Source organism: Spirosoma sp. 48-14 (genome assembly GCF_001898575.1).
Taxonomy (GTDB): Bacteria; Bacteroidota; Bacteroidia; order Cytophagales; family Spirosomataceae; genus Spirosoma.
The window spans coordinates 204,141-220,722 of sequence record NZ_MKUD01000086.1 but is presented as its reverse complement, the minus strand read 5'-3'; the positions used below and the strand labels follow the sequence as shown (position 1 = coordinate 220,722).

Genomic DNA, 16,582 nt, shown 5'->3' with positions numbered 1-16,582 from the left:
ACCTACACGCCCAACACCAACTACCTGGGATCGGATTCGTTCACTTATCAGGTGTGTGATCTAACGTCACCCACCCCTTTGTGTGCTACCGCTACGGTGGGCATTACCGTCACAGCAGGGCCTCCTCAGATAGTTTCAGGCTATGTCTTCAACGATCTAAACAGCAATGGCCTCAAAGGAAGTGGAGAAGCAGGCACCGGCGTTCCTCTGTTTGTCAAACTAGTACCTCGTTCGGGCTCAACCTGTGGCACAACGGCAACTCAGGCGGTGGCTGCCGATCAAACGACGGGGGCGTATAGTTTCCAGACTGTCTACCCAGGGGATTATTGCCTGGTGTTGGATGACAATGGAACATTAACGGATGTTACGCCAACTATACCTTCCTTACTGGTGAATACAACGCCAACCACAATCTCATCGGTAACGGTTATCACTAGTGCTGTAACTGACCAGAACTTCGGTCTGAAGTCAAGTTGCGAAGCCAACGCGGGCGTTTTAAGTAAGTAACCTCCCCAAAACCAGAAAGACATGCGATTTAGGATAAATTTTTCGCCGGGGTGGAGTATTGTGTCCCTGATAGTCATCATACTTTTTTCAACCCATTTTGTGGAAGCTCAATCGGGTTGTGATTATAAAGTAGGAACGCCGATCAGCTTATCAATTACAGGCAACAATACAGATGCAGGATTTGCGACAGCGTATGTACTGGTGAATGCATCAACCAATACGATTGCCTATGTCACGAACGCCTTTCCTTTTACAGGAGTTGCTGCTGGCCAATATCTGGCTTATTCGATTAACAGAGATAACAGTGGTTCTGCCCCGGATTTAAACGTAGGCAACCCAATCAGCTCAATTGGGGGTACATGTGTCTCTTTATCAGAGCCACTACCCATCGGCGTTTGCGACTGTGATAATATAAAAAACAGTACGATCACAGTACAGGTAACCAACCAAAACGCTTCTCTGACTCAAGAGTATCTGTTAACAGATGGCAAAGGCGTTATTCTAGCTGTTTCGTCGGTTCCCAGTTTTTCGGCCCTTCAGGATGGCGTTTACAACGTCTATGCGATTAATTACAGTGGTACAATTCAAGGGGCCGTTGTTGGCTCTAAAGTCGGGGCTATAACGGGCATTTGTAAAGACATATCAGCTCCAATGGGGTTTGTTATTTGTAATGTCCCACCTGTAGCTAATTCAGATAACCAGACCACCCCGTTCAACACCCCGGTGACAGTCTGTGTGCTGGCTAACGATACCGACAAGCTGGGCAACCCCGCCAGTCTGACCAACGTAACCGTACCGGTGGCCGGTCAGCCTGCCAACGGTACGGTGACGGCAGGTGCCAACGGCTGTCTGGTGTACACCCCGGCCCCTGGCTTCACGGGTACGGACAGCTTTACGTATACGATCTGTGACAAGGTGGACCCCACCAAGTGCAGCAGCACCACGGTCACCATCGTGGTCAACAGCAAGGCACCGACAGCCAATCCAGACAACCAGACGACGCCTTTCAACACCCCGGTGACGGTCTGTGTGCTGGCTAACGACACCGATAAACTGGGTAATCCGGCCAGGCTGACCAACGTCACCACACCGGTGGCCGGTCAGCCTGCTAACGGGACCGTCACGGCGGGTGCCAATGGGTGTCTGGTGTACACCCCGGCCCCCGGCTTCACGGGTACGGATAGTTTCACCTACACGATCTGTGACAAGGTTGACCCCACCAAGTGTAGCAGCACCACGGTTACCATTAGAGTTCAGCCCCCTGGTGCCCTTTCGCTTTTGCCAAAAGTATACCTCCAGGGAGCATTGATTGGTGTCTATGCGCCGGACACTCTGATGCGGGATGATCTTCGTTCGCAGGGCTACGTACCTATATCAAGCCCTTATTCAGCCTGGTCGCCAATTACCACAGTGGGAAGCACCTCATCAGCAGTGTTGGCGACAACTGGGGTCAACGCCATCGTGGATTGGGTATTTGTGGAACTGCGAAGCCCAGCCAGCTTCTCGACGGTGATTGACAGCCGGGCAGCACTCCTCCAGCGTGATGGCGATATTGTTGATGTGGATGGCGTATCGCCTATTACCTTTGCTTCCGCTTCACCAGGTAACTATCAAGTAGCGGTGCGCCACCGCAACCACCTGGGCGTAATGAGTCGGACGGCCATTCCGTTGAGTTCCACTACCACTACGGTTGATTTCAGACGGCCCTCAACACCTACCTACACCTTTACCGGAACCACCAGTTACTCCCAGGTAACTGTCGATCAGGCCCAGGTAATTGTCGATCAGGGGGTAGCAATGTGGGCTGGTAATGCGTTCAACGATGGCAACCAGAGTGCACCCTACGACTACGTGATTTATCAGGGAAATGATAATGACGTCAATGTCATTTATCAGCAAGTCATTAATCCCCCTGGCTTTTTAGTGACACCCTATACGATTCGGAAAGGCTACCTCCATGGTGACATCAATTTGGATGGCAAAGTCATTTTCCAGGGAACGAAGAATGATGTTGAATTTATTTATCAGAACGTCATAAAAAATCACCCTGGAAATCAGCTGGTTGTACCCTTCTTTAAGATCCGTGAGCAACGGCCTTAAGCAGGATTGCTTACCTCGAACGGATTGGAGAGCTTGTAAATAGCTCTCCAATCAAAAATCATACAGACATTTAAACTTCGGCAACATGAAGCGTTTTGCACAACTAATCTTATTACTTCTGCTACTATCAGCCCAGGTGAGCTGGGGGCAGGTATCGGCCAATACGGTAAACTATAAGGTGACTTATGACAGTGGCACAGACCGCTACACGGCCTGGGTTGTTCCACTTTATAATGTTCCGAACGTAACGGCTCCGATCAATAATACAGCTTCGACAGAATTTGGCGGTACGGCCCAGTTCACGCTTAAAGTGCCAGCCTCATTTACGGTCACAAACGTCCAGGATGTTCATGGAAATTGGGAGAAAAATCCTTTACGACTGGGACCTGGTGCATCAGGACAATCGTGGTCAGGTTTAGATCCGGCCTATAATTATTTTGTCATTGGCAAAAGTTCGACGGAGACCAACTATGGTTCTTTCAAATCGGGTGTAGCTGTAGCGTTGTTTACATTTCAGGGCGGAGGTTGCTTTGGCGCAGTGACTCCTTTGCCACCTGCTGATCCGTTTATTACAGCTGCCAGCCAGCAGTCACTTAATGTCGCCAATAGCTTTTATTCCCGGTCTGGCCAGGCAGCTGGCGGGAACGTAGTACCTCTAGAGCAGTTTGTCAATATCACCGGTGCCCCTGCTGACTGCCGTCCTGTGGCCGATATTAAAGTACAGAAAACAGTCAATAAACCAACCAGTCAGACTTCCGCTGTCGGCGAAGTAGTACAGTTTACGATTGTTGCCACCAATCTTGGACCCAGCACAGGGACAGGTCTAACCGTCTCAGATACAATTCCGACTGGAACTCAATATGTGAGTGCTACTGCCAGTCAGGGTAGTTATGATGCCGCTACAGGCCAATGGACCATTGGTAGCCTGGCGGCTACCAGTAGTGCCACGCTCGTTATGAGTGTGCGACTAACGGCCGAAGGCGTGGCCTATAACCGGGCGAGCGTTACGCACCTGGATCAATTCGATCCTAATCCTGATAATAATTCAGCCTCTGCCTGCGTATCCGTCCCAATTGCTTTATGTCAGGACGATAAACTGAACCTGAGCATTCCAGTAGCCTCACAAGGAATACAATGGTTCCGTGATAATCAATTGATCCCTGATGCCACCAGTAATTCATTGTTGATCACACAGACAGGTACCTACACAGTACAGGTGGCTAATAACAACTGCCCAATAACGGGTTGCTGTCCAGTTGTCGTGATACCAGGGAATTGCTGTAAGCCCAATGTCTGTCTGCCTCTGGTAATTACAAAAATAAGAGGACGAAGATAAGCGTCACCAGCAACTGTAGAGAGCTAAAGGCTTATTACTTTCCTGAAAATTTTAACGGTTTTAATAACTATTGCTATTGATTACGATTCGTATGAAAAGACTACTGATTAGTTTCTTGATCGGATGGAGCCTTCTAGGTATTAGACCAGCTATTGGCCAGTCGCTGTCGATGAATACCGTACAATATATGGTAACCTATGATGCTGCGCTACAACAGTTTACAGCCTGGATTGTGCCTCAATATGACACGCCGAATCTGAATAATCCCGAAACCAGTGAGTACGGGGTAACTGCCCAGGTTACCCTAAAAACACCGCGTGATTTTGTCTTGAGTGAACTAAAAGATAAAGTAGGAACCTGGGACAAACAACCTCGAAAAATAGGCACGGAGCCTATTTTTCGTCAAGCAGGGGCAGATCCATCATTCGCTTATTTTATAGTTGGGAAAACGCCCATGGAAACGAATTATGGATCGTTTAAATCGGGCGAACCTACTCCCTTATTTACATTTAAAGGAACCGGTGGCGATCTCACACAAGTGCAGGTGCTTTCTAACCAGGATGCATTTGTTAGTCTATCAGATAAGCTACTTTCGCTCAATGTAAGCTGTAGTTTTTATTCCCGTTCCGGTCAATCGGCTCACTCGGCAGCTCGTCCCTTAGAGCAATTTCACAGTAACACCAGGATCATAGACATGATGAAGCAAATACAGCATACTACGTCAGCGAATATGACTGGTGATGTTTTACTATCAGACGGTGAGCTTCCTTTTCTTGTCTACCCAAACCCAAGTCAGGGCGAAATCAACTTGAAAGTTTTTTCTTTACGGTCATTTAATCCGGTTACGGTTCTGATACTGGATTTAAATGGTGCGCAGCAACGAACCGAAAGTTTCATAGTGGATGCTGGCATAAATACCCTATCCATCCATGTCCCGGAGCTTTCTACTGGGTCTTATCTAATTAAAACCCGACTAGATAATAAGATATTTGTAAACAGATTTGTTAAACATTAGCCATTTGTGGAGCAGGTACTGCTCCATCAAGTTCATTACCCTTAATGCCACCATTCAAGCATTAGCAAAGGAGCACATTTGACTGAAAGCCATAGAAAAGCCCTGTTCCGACAGGGCTTTTCTATGGCATCTGACACAGTTCAGCGAGCACTCCCATCAGTCGCTCTAACTCCTCAACAGTCAACAAGTAACTTAACTAGGTTGATCGTTCTTTGCAAAATTCCTCTAGATACATCCTCTGATATGCTGACACTCATACAGTCAATAGGATGTAGTTAGAGTTTACTGAAATAGCTCGAAATTGTATCCTTTACTTGTTGAGCCAAACGCTTATGGAGACGTATAGGAGCAATCGTTAATCTAGACTGAGTTGAAATAACTTATTTTTCGCTCTGACTACGTACTTCCCCAATTCTGTAGAGTTTATTCCTCAAGATAGGATAAGCTTGTCAAATAAGGTTTTTAACGATGGAGGCATGTTGCGAAATAAAAAATAGGCCTTGATGAGCAAAAAACGGTCAATAAGTTGATTGTTTCATGTGTTATTATGCAGAAACCTCCAAAAGAATTATACGACTTAAGCAAATTGGCAGGTCTTTTGTCGACCTACTATCTATCCAGCTAGCCCTCCTCCTTTAAAAGTTCATTGATTGCCTATTCATATGCAACAGGTATGTATTGCTGATACATCGGCCAAAAAGAAACCTCTTCCGGTAATAGCCTTTAACCTATTATTGGAATTTCTATTTGTTAGCCAATCAATTCATCAACCATCCCGATTATCAGTTACTAAGTCGTTGAATAGTCTTATCGTTCTGCATAGCTCTATCGAGCGGGTGCTTGTGACAGTGAGCTGGACTCGCCTACTAACAGTCTTCTGGATAAGCCTACTTTTCTCGTGTGCAGCCCTGGAAGTTGACTTGGGCGATAGGGGTGATGATTTTGGCGATGAGTATGATACCTATGTACATAGCCAACCGGTTCAATCACCCAGCCCAACAGCTATTGACTATCGACAAGTTCTTCCTGCTTACCCAGCTAGCACGTATTATCAACTGAAAATCGTCTGTCTAGTTGACGGATTTTTAGTTCTCTCGTTACCATTTCTGGCTTTTCTCATCCATCGACACCTTAAACGTCGGCAGTTCCAAGTGCTCCATGCGGTCTGGCGACTATAGGCCGCTCCCTTTCTTCTTGATGTATGCTCGTTCCGGCTCCCTAGGGCCGGCCGGTTGATGATTCCCTGTTTATAGGCTGTTAATTGGATCGATAGGGTTCAACATTGATCCCATTTAATCTAATCAGCCCAACGAATCTTTATATAACTGGGTTTCTCAATGTTATGCCATGAGCCATCGATTTAGTTCGCTGAGTGAATAGGCTAGGCTACGTCTGTTACTTCCTCAACTTTTGGTATTAATCCCATTCTTATGATTCCTGCTATTGGCATTACCACCAGATCCATTAAAGTTCCCGGACTTGAAATACCCGTCTTGTTAAACTCGATTATACGCTTACAGGGGGACAGTAACTACACTTGGCTTCATCTCACCGCTGGGGTTAGACCAATGTTGATCGCCAAAAACCTCAAATGGTTTGAAGATATGATCCCCGAGTTTGTCCGGGTACATAAGTCTGAACTAATTAATCCCAGTTTTGTCCAAAAATACAGTGCTTACAACTCAACTACATTAGAAGTAAGCCTACCAAATAAACATACTGTCAAAGTCTCCCGCCGTCGCATTGATGCAGTACTAATTAAGTTAAAGCACCATCGAACCAACTTGTGCTAATTCACGAGTACACCACTAAACCATTCGACTATGAGACAATCCTTGTTTTTGATGAGTATTATCCTGGCTATCCTACTAGGCTTTGTTGGCTATTGTTGGCTACTGTTGGACTTATTCCAGGATGTAAAGTTGGGGCGCTATGAATACAATCCATTCGATACGCTTGTGGAATCGGTGGTGATTGTGGCTTATTGCTATGTCGCTTTTCGGTTCATTCAATCTAGATTTAAAAACATTCAAACGTCTTATCAAACTAGTACTTCGACGCTGCCTAAAGCTTCTAGCCTGTTTACTAAGTTGCTTCACACTTCCACACGTGCCAGATTACAAAGTCAGGCAGGCTCGACACTTCGAACTCGTCCACACCGATTTAACTAGCAAGCTTAGCTACTATTTAATTTTTAGTTCATCATTCACTCACTCGTTGGCGCTGAAAAATCTTCAGCGCCAACTTTCTCTGTCCTATTCGGCACAAGTCGTACATCCAATTTGTTCCGAGCATCGTTTGCGGGTATTCAGGATATTTGCAAGATAATTTGATTGGGCTTAATAGGGCGTACACCGATAGAGTAATTTTTAGTTTAATCAAAAATTAAATTTAGTGTACCCAAAAACAAAAAAACACTCATTCAAGTTAAGTACAATTAATTAAACTAAATGGTAAGAATACCTTTCACTAAAACTAAACACGTTATGCATAAGATCATTTTGGGGGCGTCCGTGGTAGCCATGTTAAGCCTCACTCAAAGCACGTTTGGCCAGGCTGTTCAAGAAGCTAAGGCAGAGAAAAAAGACCAGAAAGCGGATAAGAAAGTAGCCAAAGCGCAGGAACTGAAGTCGAATGCCGCTACGGGTAAAGGAGTGGAGATTGCCGGGATTTCGGACTCTAAAACACGCAATGCCAAAGCGGATCGTAAATTAAAACATGCTGAAAAGAAAGAACTGAAAAGCGATGCCAAAGAACTCAAGGCCGTCGCTAAGGATAAAAAGAAAAAGGGCGATGGAGTCGATTAGAAAGAAGTCCGTTTAACGAGGTGTTAGTATTTATTGAGTAACTGCTATTTGGCAGAGTTAGGTTAAAACGCAGCTACGTAAATGTGGCTGCGTTTTTTAGGTCGAATGATACATCTTTTAAAAGAGTGCTGATACTTGCGGTTGCTATCTGTATTTACAGTAGCCAATTCTGATTGGGACTATTTCTATTCCACTAGCAACTCAGCAGGTAAAGAAAGGCTATCATACTCAACCTTTACCTCTCTGTGTAGTTGAGCGTCCCGTTTTCTTACGGGTTGCGCTGGACTCGGGTAATGGCTTAATCAACTCGCTGCTAGGCCCCCGAATGGAGCTAATAACAAATGAAGCTAGAAAAGCGAGAAACGTGATGAATGCGATAATTCCGCAGTAAACAGCAATCCAACTAAAAAGGTTTGCCCCGGTTAGCTTGCGCTCGCTTAACAAACTACCTAGTATTCCCGAAATAGTTGCTCCACCCAGGGAATACAGAAGTAGTTTGAGAAATAACTTAGCACTCGTTGTCATGAAAAATCATTTTTTCGCCTTGTAGATTTAGTGGCGATGATGAAACGCCTAGCGATCTTTACTAGATAATAACCCGTCCGAATCTATAAAACGAATCTATAGTAATTCAGAAGTGGAGGAACCCACTCTTGTGATGGCCTAGCCATACATTCAGTGATCACTAGATCGTTTACTCCCCTGATGCCATACGAATGTTGCTTCGATTCTTTTCCTGATGCTGCTGATGGGCTAAAAGCTCCTTGAGTTTGAGCAATAAATCCCAATCCGCTAATTTAGAGGCTTGGTTACTGACTAGATCAATCATGTGCGTTACCTGCTGACTGGTCAATAAGTGGCTGGCTTGGGTTGTCCGTTGTTGAAGCAATTCATCCAGACACATCCGCTCAATATGTTGACGCTCAAAGATTAGATTCACGGAAAGACTATCCCCATCCTTCAGGGTATCCGCTGCCCGAAAGACCTTGATGCGAATGAAAGGGGTGTCAGGCTCAAGTAACCCTAGGCGGATTAACTCATCATAGAACTGGTTCCAACTGGTGAATTGCGCGGGCAATTCTCGGTAATAGACCAGCGTCTGGTCAGTTGAAGGAGGCTCTGTTTTCTTCATTCCATGGGATGCTGTATGGCGTATTCGCCCCATGCATGGTTATCGATTAAGTTATACAAGTTTAGAAGGACTACCTGGTATAAGCCCTCTAGAATGATACCAAAACAGCTTCTTGTTCGGAACGACCGGCTGAATATCATTACAATAGACAACAGTAAGCATGTTGGGTTTAATCCAGTATCTATGCCCGTCAAATTTTTCTTATTGAAAAAGCCATGAATAGGTGGGATTAGCAGACTTCTACAATTAGAAAATTAGGTTGTCAGATAGTCATGTGCTGTTTCGTACTTTAAGAAGAATAGTACGAAAGGTATCCCATGCCGCATTAAACGCCTATATTTTGAAGCGGATCAAGAAAGTGTTCGTTGTCTCAGTTTTGGGAGCCTTTTGTGATGATGCATTAGCTTGCTAGAAATCGGAGATTCTTTGTAAACGATTAGTACGGACTAAGTGCTAAACTGAGTCGCTGTTTAACCAATAGTGAATAAAGTATCTTTACAAGTGTCATCTGTATTTTCATCATGGATACGACACCGGTACGACAAGGACACACCAATACAAGTAATTCAGCGGCCTCAGCCCCTATTATTATCCGCAGCTTGGAGGACCTACTGGCTGGAGAAGATATGGTTCAGCCCTTGCACCGGCATAGTTTCTATTTCATCTTGGTCATTGAAAAAGGATCGGGTAGGCATACCTCGATTTCACCTCCCATCCGATCGTAGATGGTACCATTTTCATCATCCGTCCAGGTACATGAGTTAACAGTAGCCAAAGATTCAAAAGGCTTTCTAGTCCAGATCTTTGATGAGTTTTATGTGCATACCGACAAGCTGGCTATGCAAACCCTGAAGAACGTCAGTAGAACGAATGTTGACCAGACCGGCGAAGAACATGTTGACCGGATATGTACTTTCCTGGAGGCCATCGTCCAAGAGATTTCCGAAAAACGACCTTACTACGAACAGGCCGTTCAACTCCCCTTCACTTGCTATTTATTGACTTACTACGTCAACAAAAAAGCGCATCGATAAATTCAGATAGTGCCAGTATGTATAGCCAACAACAGTTGTAAGTGTTTCAGGACTTGATTGCCAATCACTTTGCTGATCAGAAGCAGCTGAATTGGTACACCCACCAGCTTCATCTGTCCGTCTACCCGTTGAATGCTTTCGCCAAAGTAACGCTGGACAAAACGGGTTCCACCCTCATCAACGAGTACATCCTGCTGGAAGCCAAGCGATATTTGCTAGCTACGGCTAACCAGATCAATCAGATTGCATGGCATCTTGGTTATGAAGATGCTTCCTATTTTATCCGCTTTTTCAAAAAGCAACCGGGTATTCGCCCGAAGCCTTTAGAATGAAGTTTAAATAAGTCCTACACTACTTCATTTTTGTCCTATCCCGGAAGGGATTGCGGCCGTTAGCTTTGCCTCATCAATTAGCAAAGTGTTTGAAAACGGCAGTAAAAATTATTCTTACAGAGATCGGGGGGACGTTGGCTACCGATGGCTAGTCATGGATTCTAAAACTACTCAACATCCATTCGCACAGATTGCCACTGGTAGGTAGTTGGATTATTGCCCATCTGGGAAACGCTCTCCAACGCTCATTAGCCGTTCAGGAATTAATCCTCGGCTGGATCGCTCATAACGGTCTGGTCGCCAGTTCAAGTCTGGCCGGGCCCACCATTTTAAACAACAAATTAATTATAGTCTTGTCATCACAAGGTGTGTCGAGGGGTTACACAGGGGTTACATTTGATGCATTTGAAATTATGGTCTCTTAATAGACAGTCTGCGAATCCATACGGATTATTGATTTTGAACATTCTGCCCCATTAATTAGGCTATGATAAGCCAAACAACAACTGATATAGTTAGGTTTAGCTCCCAACTTTACTCACAAACTTCTTCGCCAAATAAGCTCCTTGGCCCAGGCCAAAAGTTGCCAAGATAGTGGTGTCTACATCTGGAAGAGTAATATTTTTGTGAAATTCAATGGAGGCTAGAAAGCCAAAGACCTGCACTATATACGTAACTACGGCCAACAAGGTAATAATGATCATCTGAAAATCTGCCATATCAATATTACCAGCATCATCCGTGAATAGATCAGATGGAAATTTTGGTCCTGTGGTAGGTAATGGTTTAGGATCGACAACCCCCTCCTTCTTAGCTTCTTCCACCTTACTTTCTGTTATACCTTTTGCGGTGGCGAATGTTAATGCACTTAACCCGGAAAGCATTAGAAGGTTAGATGGAATATTTACTCCACCTATAAAATCGATGCTTACCCGACTTCTAAGTATGTTCGTAGCGATGTAGGCAACAATCAATAAAAAAAACCATATTACAATTTGAAATTTAGAATTACTGTATCGGTTATCAAGGCCGAGAATGAGCTTAGATAAACTTTGCCTAATCAATAACCAAGAGAAAAATAAAAGTCCTAAGGCCACTCCTATCAGCGTCCATATTCTTGTTGAAACTGAGTTCTGTTGAGTTTTCACCAAAATAGTCTTAAGTTCTTTTCCACCTTTACTCTGAGAAAAAGTAATATCTACTTTATCATTTTTAGCAAAACTTTTTAAACTTGTTTTAAGATCACTCGTTTTTACAGCTAATGTCCACGCAGAATCGTTGCGTTCTACCTGAATTAATGACGCGTCCTCACTAATGCTTTTGACTAAAGCGTTGCCTATGATATCGATCTTAGGTGTATTTTGATTGGTTGAACTATCATTAGCCAAGCTTTCATTATTTCTTAGGCTAGTCGATATTGAGTCCTTTTGTGCTTTAACTTGTGTACCGACAAAAAAAACAATCGCAAGGATGAATAGAATTAAGTAGCGCATAAAATCACAGTTTATGGGTTTGGACAGAGGGTCCTTACTTGTTTATCAAGAAATTTATACCAACTTAAATAACGATAGCGTCCACCTTGGATGGTGATATCTTCTAATGAAGGTTTTAATTCTTGGGCCGATAGATACTTTTTAATCTGATCCCTACCGTTTTTATATTTTGTACATTTATCATCTTTGGGTTGACCCGAATTTATAGCGATTTCCCATACATAAAAAGTCGACGCAACGGTAGCCAGGTAAATGGCTCCTTCATCTATATCCGGCGATTCTTTATCTTTAAATTTGTCAGTCCCTAAGAGGGCAACAATATTATCAGCAGCACTAAGTAAGTTCTGTGTATTTGCTCCATTGGATTGCTGTCCGGCTTCGGCCTTAATCTGATTTTGAATTTCGCTCCAACCCTTAATTAAGTCTGCAAACGACTGGGCAAAAAGCTGATCACGCGTGAAACCATCCCTTTTTGATTTGAGCAACTTTATAGTATTAGGATCACTTATAGCCGTTTGTACGGACTTAGCCATACCCATCTCGCCAGATTGTAAGTAAATCATACCCTGCAATACATTGAGATGGGCATTCAAGGATGAATTATCAGGATATTTAGCCTGAAAATCACGAATTTCCTTTAGTGTATTCGTAAAGACAAACCTGTTTGGGTCTGCTTTTGGAAGCGCTGATTTATCATTCGGCTTGTCTATCGATAATTGAATAGCCGATTGAAACTCATCTCTGTAAGTTGCATGGATTTGCTTAATAGCCGTTACCCTAGGCGCTAAGATGCGACAACCACTTAGTTCAATACAAAGCAAGAGTAGTAAAGCCGCAAGTTTTAATGTCTTTGTCCTGGCAGATAAAAGGTTTATCGATTGATTCATAAATTTTTGTTAGTTTAATTATCTAACTCTGTTAAAACGCTGTCCACTAAGCCTTTAAAGTTTGTTGCTGGGGCTGTCGTGAGATTAAACGGAGCCTTTAGAAAAGCGATGACAACTTTTTCCAGGAAATCAGGTAGATTTTCACCATCAATACTTTTTCCAATTTCCAGATTGGCTTGTGCTAAAGCAAGTGTCAAAAGTTGCTCTATATCAGGTGCTTTCACCGTTTTACTAACAATTTGCTGACCACGACGTACAACTGCCAGCAAGATTTGGCTGAACGACTCAGTCAGTAGTGAACCCGAAAGAAGTTTCGCTGGATCAGTGGCAAGCCCCTTAAGGATAGCCTGTACCAATGGTTGCACAAGACTACCACTTTGCAACTGTCCCCAAACGACTGGATTAGCCGCCACAGCTTGCAGTGAGCTTATCAAAATCGATTTTCTGCCCTGTGCGTTGGTTAAATTTTGTAAACCGCTGGCGGCAACGGCATCGCCAATAGATGTAATAGCACCTGCCAATTGCGCGTTTATATTTAGTAGGGCAACATTATCGGCTGCCGATTTAACGGCTACTGTTGCTACATCGATAAGATCATCTTTAGATAATCCGTCAGCGATAGCACTACTGCTTGCTTTAAAAATAGCTTCAAGGAGTTTAGTGGCAAATTGATTGTTATTAGTTAGGAACTGCGCATCTGTGGCTAAAACGGTAAGGCTTTCTGAGGCAATTACTTTAAGAGTTTCGGTCGAGAACAGATTAGTAACGGCTTGCTGAGAAAGAGCATTCGCTAATCCTTTCACTAAATCAGCGATAAATTTTTGCGTTGTTGCCTGCTGCGTAAATTTAGGCGGATTAGCCGCAACCGCTTGTAGAACAAGTTTGTATAGATCCGTAACAACCTGACCATTAGCAATACTGGCAAACAGACTATTTTGCTGACCGAGCGTTGAAATTTCCTGAAACACTCCGGTAAGTACTGCTGCTAATACTGGTTGGCCATTTATTTTACCTTCCAGGATGGCAGGCACATTAGCGGCAGCAGCTCCGATACCTACTTCAAGCACACCTATTAAGGCTTTCGGGTCGTCAATAATTTGCGGCAGGGTCTTCCCGATCTTAGTCAGCACGGCGGTAAGAACATCCTGAGCAATTTTATCTTTGCTTAGGAAGGATGGGTCTTTTGCTGCTTCTGTGGCATAAGCAGCAATAAGTCCTTCAAACCCTTCAACTGAGATTATTTTAGCGACGAAGTCATTGCCTAAATTATCACGGACATCGCCAAGAGCAGCAAAAAGAGCTTTGAGCGCGGGTTTATTAGCTAACTCTCCAGGATTATTAGCAAAGGCTAATATGGTTGAACCGAGCAGTGATTTAAATATAACTTCAATACCGTCATCATCAAAGTTCCGCTTTCCAGCAAATTCATTGATCAAACTTGCCACTACACTACTCGTCTGAGGATTGCTGATGAAGGTTTGTGCATTTTCGCCCAAAAATTCTAACAGCGTGTCCGCACTAACGAGCAATATGCGAGTAAGTACTGGATTGTTTGATAGGCGTTGCGACTCAACAGTATAATAAGCTAGTCGCATTTCCGGCGTGCTTAAAGCTGCTATCCCTTTTGAGTCAGGAGGAACGGGGCCAAGAAAGTCTGGTTGAACACCAGCCGCTTCATAATAATTTATAAAAAGGCGCCCTCGCGCACCATTGGCCGCTGGTGTAGTAGCATTTGGATTGGGTAAAATCAACGTCAAATCACCTTGCAAGTCAGGCTTCAATTGCAGAAGTAATTTCCCTTGGTCTGACTGGTAAAAAGCCAGCATATCGTTCAAATGAGGGGCATCATTTCTAGGTACAGGCGGCAGCGCAAATGGTAATCCAGTCGTTGCTTCATTAATGGACAATACGGTATCAATTTGTCCTCTAAATCGGAGGAGTGCTTTTACACCTGAAATAATAAGTGGGATAGCTACCGGAAGTGGCATAGTTGTTTGTAGTTTAGGAAGATATGTTTGACATCTATAGCCAAAGATGTCTCGATTGCTTATAATGAATTGAATTCTATAAAGTAATACCAAGTTCAGTTGCCGTCTGAGGCCCGACCTCTCCATCTACTACCAATCCATTAACTTGCTGAAAAGCAGCAACAGCAGCGGCTGTCTTATCACCATAGATTCCATCAATAGGGCCTGGATCGAACCCTAATTGAAATAAAGCCTGTTGAATAGTTATGACCACGTCTGGCTCCATATTACTTGCACCTATAAAATAGACATGGCTTGGTTGCTTTACAGGCAACGGCACAACGGCACTGTCATAGAAAATACCAGGAATTAACACACCCGTATCCCACCGTCTATTATGGACCGTATCGGCCACTACACCAAACTTGACCCCTTTTGCTTCTACAGTCCCACCCTTCCCGTCACATAAAACGATGTGGCCCATTGCTCCTGGATTTGGAGGAAATCGAAGTAAAATACCACCAACAGTTGCTGCAGCCTGCTCAACAGGAATACGGATTCCTCTCTTCAAAGAATCTTGCTGCCAAGCCCCGGTATACGCATCAGCAAAAGCTGGGTTTCCACTATTATCAATACATCCGTATAAAATTCCTGCGTCTTGAAATACAAGCCATGACATGAACTCTGCACAATCCCAAGGCCCATGCCAGTTTGAATTATTCTTAGGAACCACTACATGGTTATATTGCTCACCAATGTGTCTTTTAGCCAATTTAAGCATTCCATTTCCTGTTGACATGGTATACGAGTTTTAAACCTAAACTGATAATATGTTTGTATAAGAACGTGCGGTTTTGATCAAAAAAATTATTTAAACCGCTTATCGGGCATTTACCAAATGCTAATTCGCTTAACAAATGTCCCTTGCCAGGCGAATCAATACAACGTGAAAAATGCCCTTTTTTGCAAGGAAATATCTTTTGTTTATAGGATGGAGGACAAGTGTGCTAAATATGGGAAGAGACAATTCAATAATCGCTGGTGCCTTGGTTATTTCACTCAAATCACCTTAGCTATGTCCACTTTCATTTGACTATGTGCACAGTACCTTATCAAATTAGTGATTTAGCAGTCCTTATAAATGGATTTATTAGTTTGACCAGAGGTATGTGGATCTACTGTTTTTTTCTACTCAATTCTTTATATAGTATATACTTAAAAACGTATAGGCATCACCTCACGATGATGCCTATACGTTTTACTGTGAGCTAAAATTTACTAGCTGGAAATACTCGACACAATAATGTAATCTTGGAACATGGTAGTGCCTTCTTTGCCTTGAACTCGAATCACATTACCGCTGCCAGCTTGTAAGTGAACAGTCATTCCAGCAGTACGCTTGCCGCCTTCAGCGCCATCCAAATGAAAATCTTGGGGAGTTCCCTGATTACCATTCACGAAGACAATGACTGTGGCCGTACCCTGTGCCTGGGTGTTGGTCTGGTACCGAATGTCCAAGTGATAATCACCAGTGATAGGAATAGACTCTAAATGATAATCCAAATAGTCACTACTGGTTATGAACTGACCCATCATCACATCATCTCCATAAAGGTTGGGGTTTCCATCTTGGCTGCCCGTACCTGTGACTTTACCAGGAGAACCGTGAGTACCTACTTCGGACTGAATTTTCTCGTAAAAGCTGGTACTGCCTCCACCCCACGGGTTTAGTGGGGGTATAGTATTTACTGGAATAGTAGGTCCTGAAGGTTGAACCCGAAGCTCAAAGCTGCCATTGCTAGCGGCTTGTCCAAAAGCAGCATCTCCTGTACTATTCAGGGGATAGTTATCCGTATTGCGTCTAGTAGTGGCTGTATACAATACAGCCCCGTCGCTGCTGCGGTGAATTTTGACTAATTGAGTACCTGTCGCCATAATATTAAGTTGAATTAGTTCAATATACGATTCTAGT

General features: G+C 43.7%; 14 protein-coding genes. 8 read left to right on the top strand and 6 right to left on the bottom strand.

The window, feature by feature from the left end; genetic code table 11:
- The 6 genes from BGO59_RS34625 to BGO59_RS34600 all read left to right on the top strand — a co-directional run.
- Positions 1–507, top strand: a 507-nt coding sequence (locus BGO59_RS34625) for an SdrD B-like domain-containing protein (RefSeq protein WP_293691986.1), incomplete at its 5' end; no start/stop codon positions are given.
- A gap of 99 nt (positions 508–606) precedes the next feature.
- Positions 607–2,607, top strand: a complete 2,001-nt coding sequence (locus BGO59_RS34620) for an Ig-like domain-containing protein (protein WP_293691985.1) — start codon at positions 607–609, stop codon at positions 2,605–2,607.
- 85 nt (positions 2,608–2,692) lie between these two features.
- The gene (locus tag BGO59_RS34615) at positions 2,693–3,943 is read left to right on the top strand and encodes a DUF11 domain-containing protein (RefSeq protein WP_293691983.1); all 1,251 of its coding nucleotides are present in this window, start codon (positions 2,693–2,695) and stop codon (positions 3,941–3,943) included.
- Positions 3,944–4,034: 91 nt separating this feature from the next.
- Entirely contained in the window at positions 4,035–4,958 is a 924-nt protein-coding gene (locus BGO59_RS34610; RefSeq protein WP_293691981.1) for a T9SS type A sorting domain-containing protein, read from the top strand.
- A 1,430-nt stretch (positions 4,959–6,388) separates the two neighbouring features.
- The gene (locus BGO59_RS34605) at positions 6,389–6,751 is read left to right on the top strand and encodes a LytTR family DNA-binding domain-containing protein (protein ID WP_293691979.1); all 363 of its coding nucleotides are present in this window, start codon (positions 6,389–6,391) and stop codon (positions 6,749–6,751) included.
- Between the two features lie 693 nt (positions 6,752–7,444).
- Positions 7,445–7,765, top strand: coding sequence for a hypothetical protein (locus BGO59_RS34600; RefSeq protein ID WP_293691977.1), 321 nt, complete (start codon positions 7,445–7,447; stop codon positions 7,763–7,765).
- Positions 7,766–8,459: 694 nt separating this feature from the next.
- Here the strand turns inward: BGO59_RS34600 and BGO59_RS34595 are convergent.
- A complete protein-coding gene (locus BGO59_RS34595) occupies positions 8,460–8,897 on the bottom strand; it encodes a hypothetical protein (RefSeq protein WP_293691975.1) in 438 nt (145 codons plus the stop codon).
- A gap of 725 nt (positions 8,898–9,622) precedes the next feature.
- Here BGO59_RS34595 and BGO59_RS34590 point away from each other — a divergent pair.
- Positions 9,623–9,931, top strand: a complete 309-nt coding sequence (locus BGO59_RS34590; protein ID WP_293691973.1) for a hypothetical protein — start codon at positions 9,623–9,625, stop codon at positions 9,929–9,931.
- A gap of 41 nt (positions 9,932–9,972) precedes the next feature.
- Positions 9,973–10,263 (top strand): helix-turn-helix domain-containing protein, encoded by a 291-nt coding sequence (locus BGO59_RS34585; protein ID WP_293691971.1) that lies wholly within the window; start codon positions 9,973–9,975, stop codon positions 10,261–10,263.
- A gap of 521 nt (positions 10,264–10,784) precedes the next feature.
- On the opposite strand, the gene BGO59_RS34580 is transcribed toward BGO59_RS34585, so the two are convergent.
- The 5 genes from BGO59_RS34580 to BGO59_RS34560 form a co-directional block, all read right to left on the bottom strand.
- Positions 10,785–11,756 (bottom strand): hypothetical protein, encoded by a 972-nt coding sequence (locus BGO59_RS34580; RefSeq protein WP_293691969.1) that lies wholly within the window; start codon positions 11,754–11,756, stop codon positions 10,785–10,787.
- An 11-nt stretch (positions 11,757–11,767) separates the two neighbouring features.
- Positions 11,768–12,643, bottom strand: a complete 876-nt coding sequence (locus BGO59_RS34575; protein WP_293691967.1) for a hypothetical protein — start codon at positions 12,641–12,643, stop codon at positions 11,768–11,770.
- A gap of 14 nt (positions 12,644–12,657) precedes the next feature.
- Positions 12,658–14,631 (bottom strand): hypothetical protein, encoded by a 1,974-nt coding sequence (locus BGO59_RS34570; RefSeq protein ID WP_293691965.1) that lies wholly within the window; start codon positions 14,629–14,631, stop codon positions 12,658–12,660.
- Between the two features lie 76 nt (positions 14,632–14,707).
- Entirely contained in the window at positions 14,708–15,409 is a 702-nt protein-coding gene (locus BGO59_RS34565; protein ID WP_293691964.1) for a peptidoglycan-binding domain-containing protein, read from the bottom strand.
- A gap of 479 nt (positions 15,410–15,888) precedes the next feature.
- Positions 15,889–16,545: a hypothetical protein gene (locus tag BGO59_RS34560; RefSeq protein ID WP_293691962.1), complete on the bottom strand. Its 657-nt coding sequence runs from the start codon at positions 16,543–16,545 to the stop codon at positions 15,889–15,891.
- Positions 16,546–16,582: the final 37 nt, after the last annotated feature.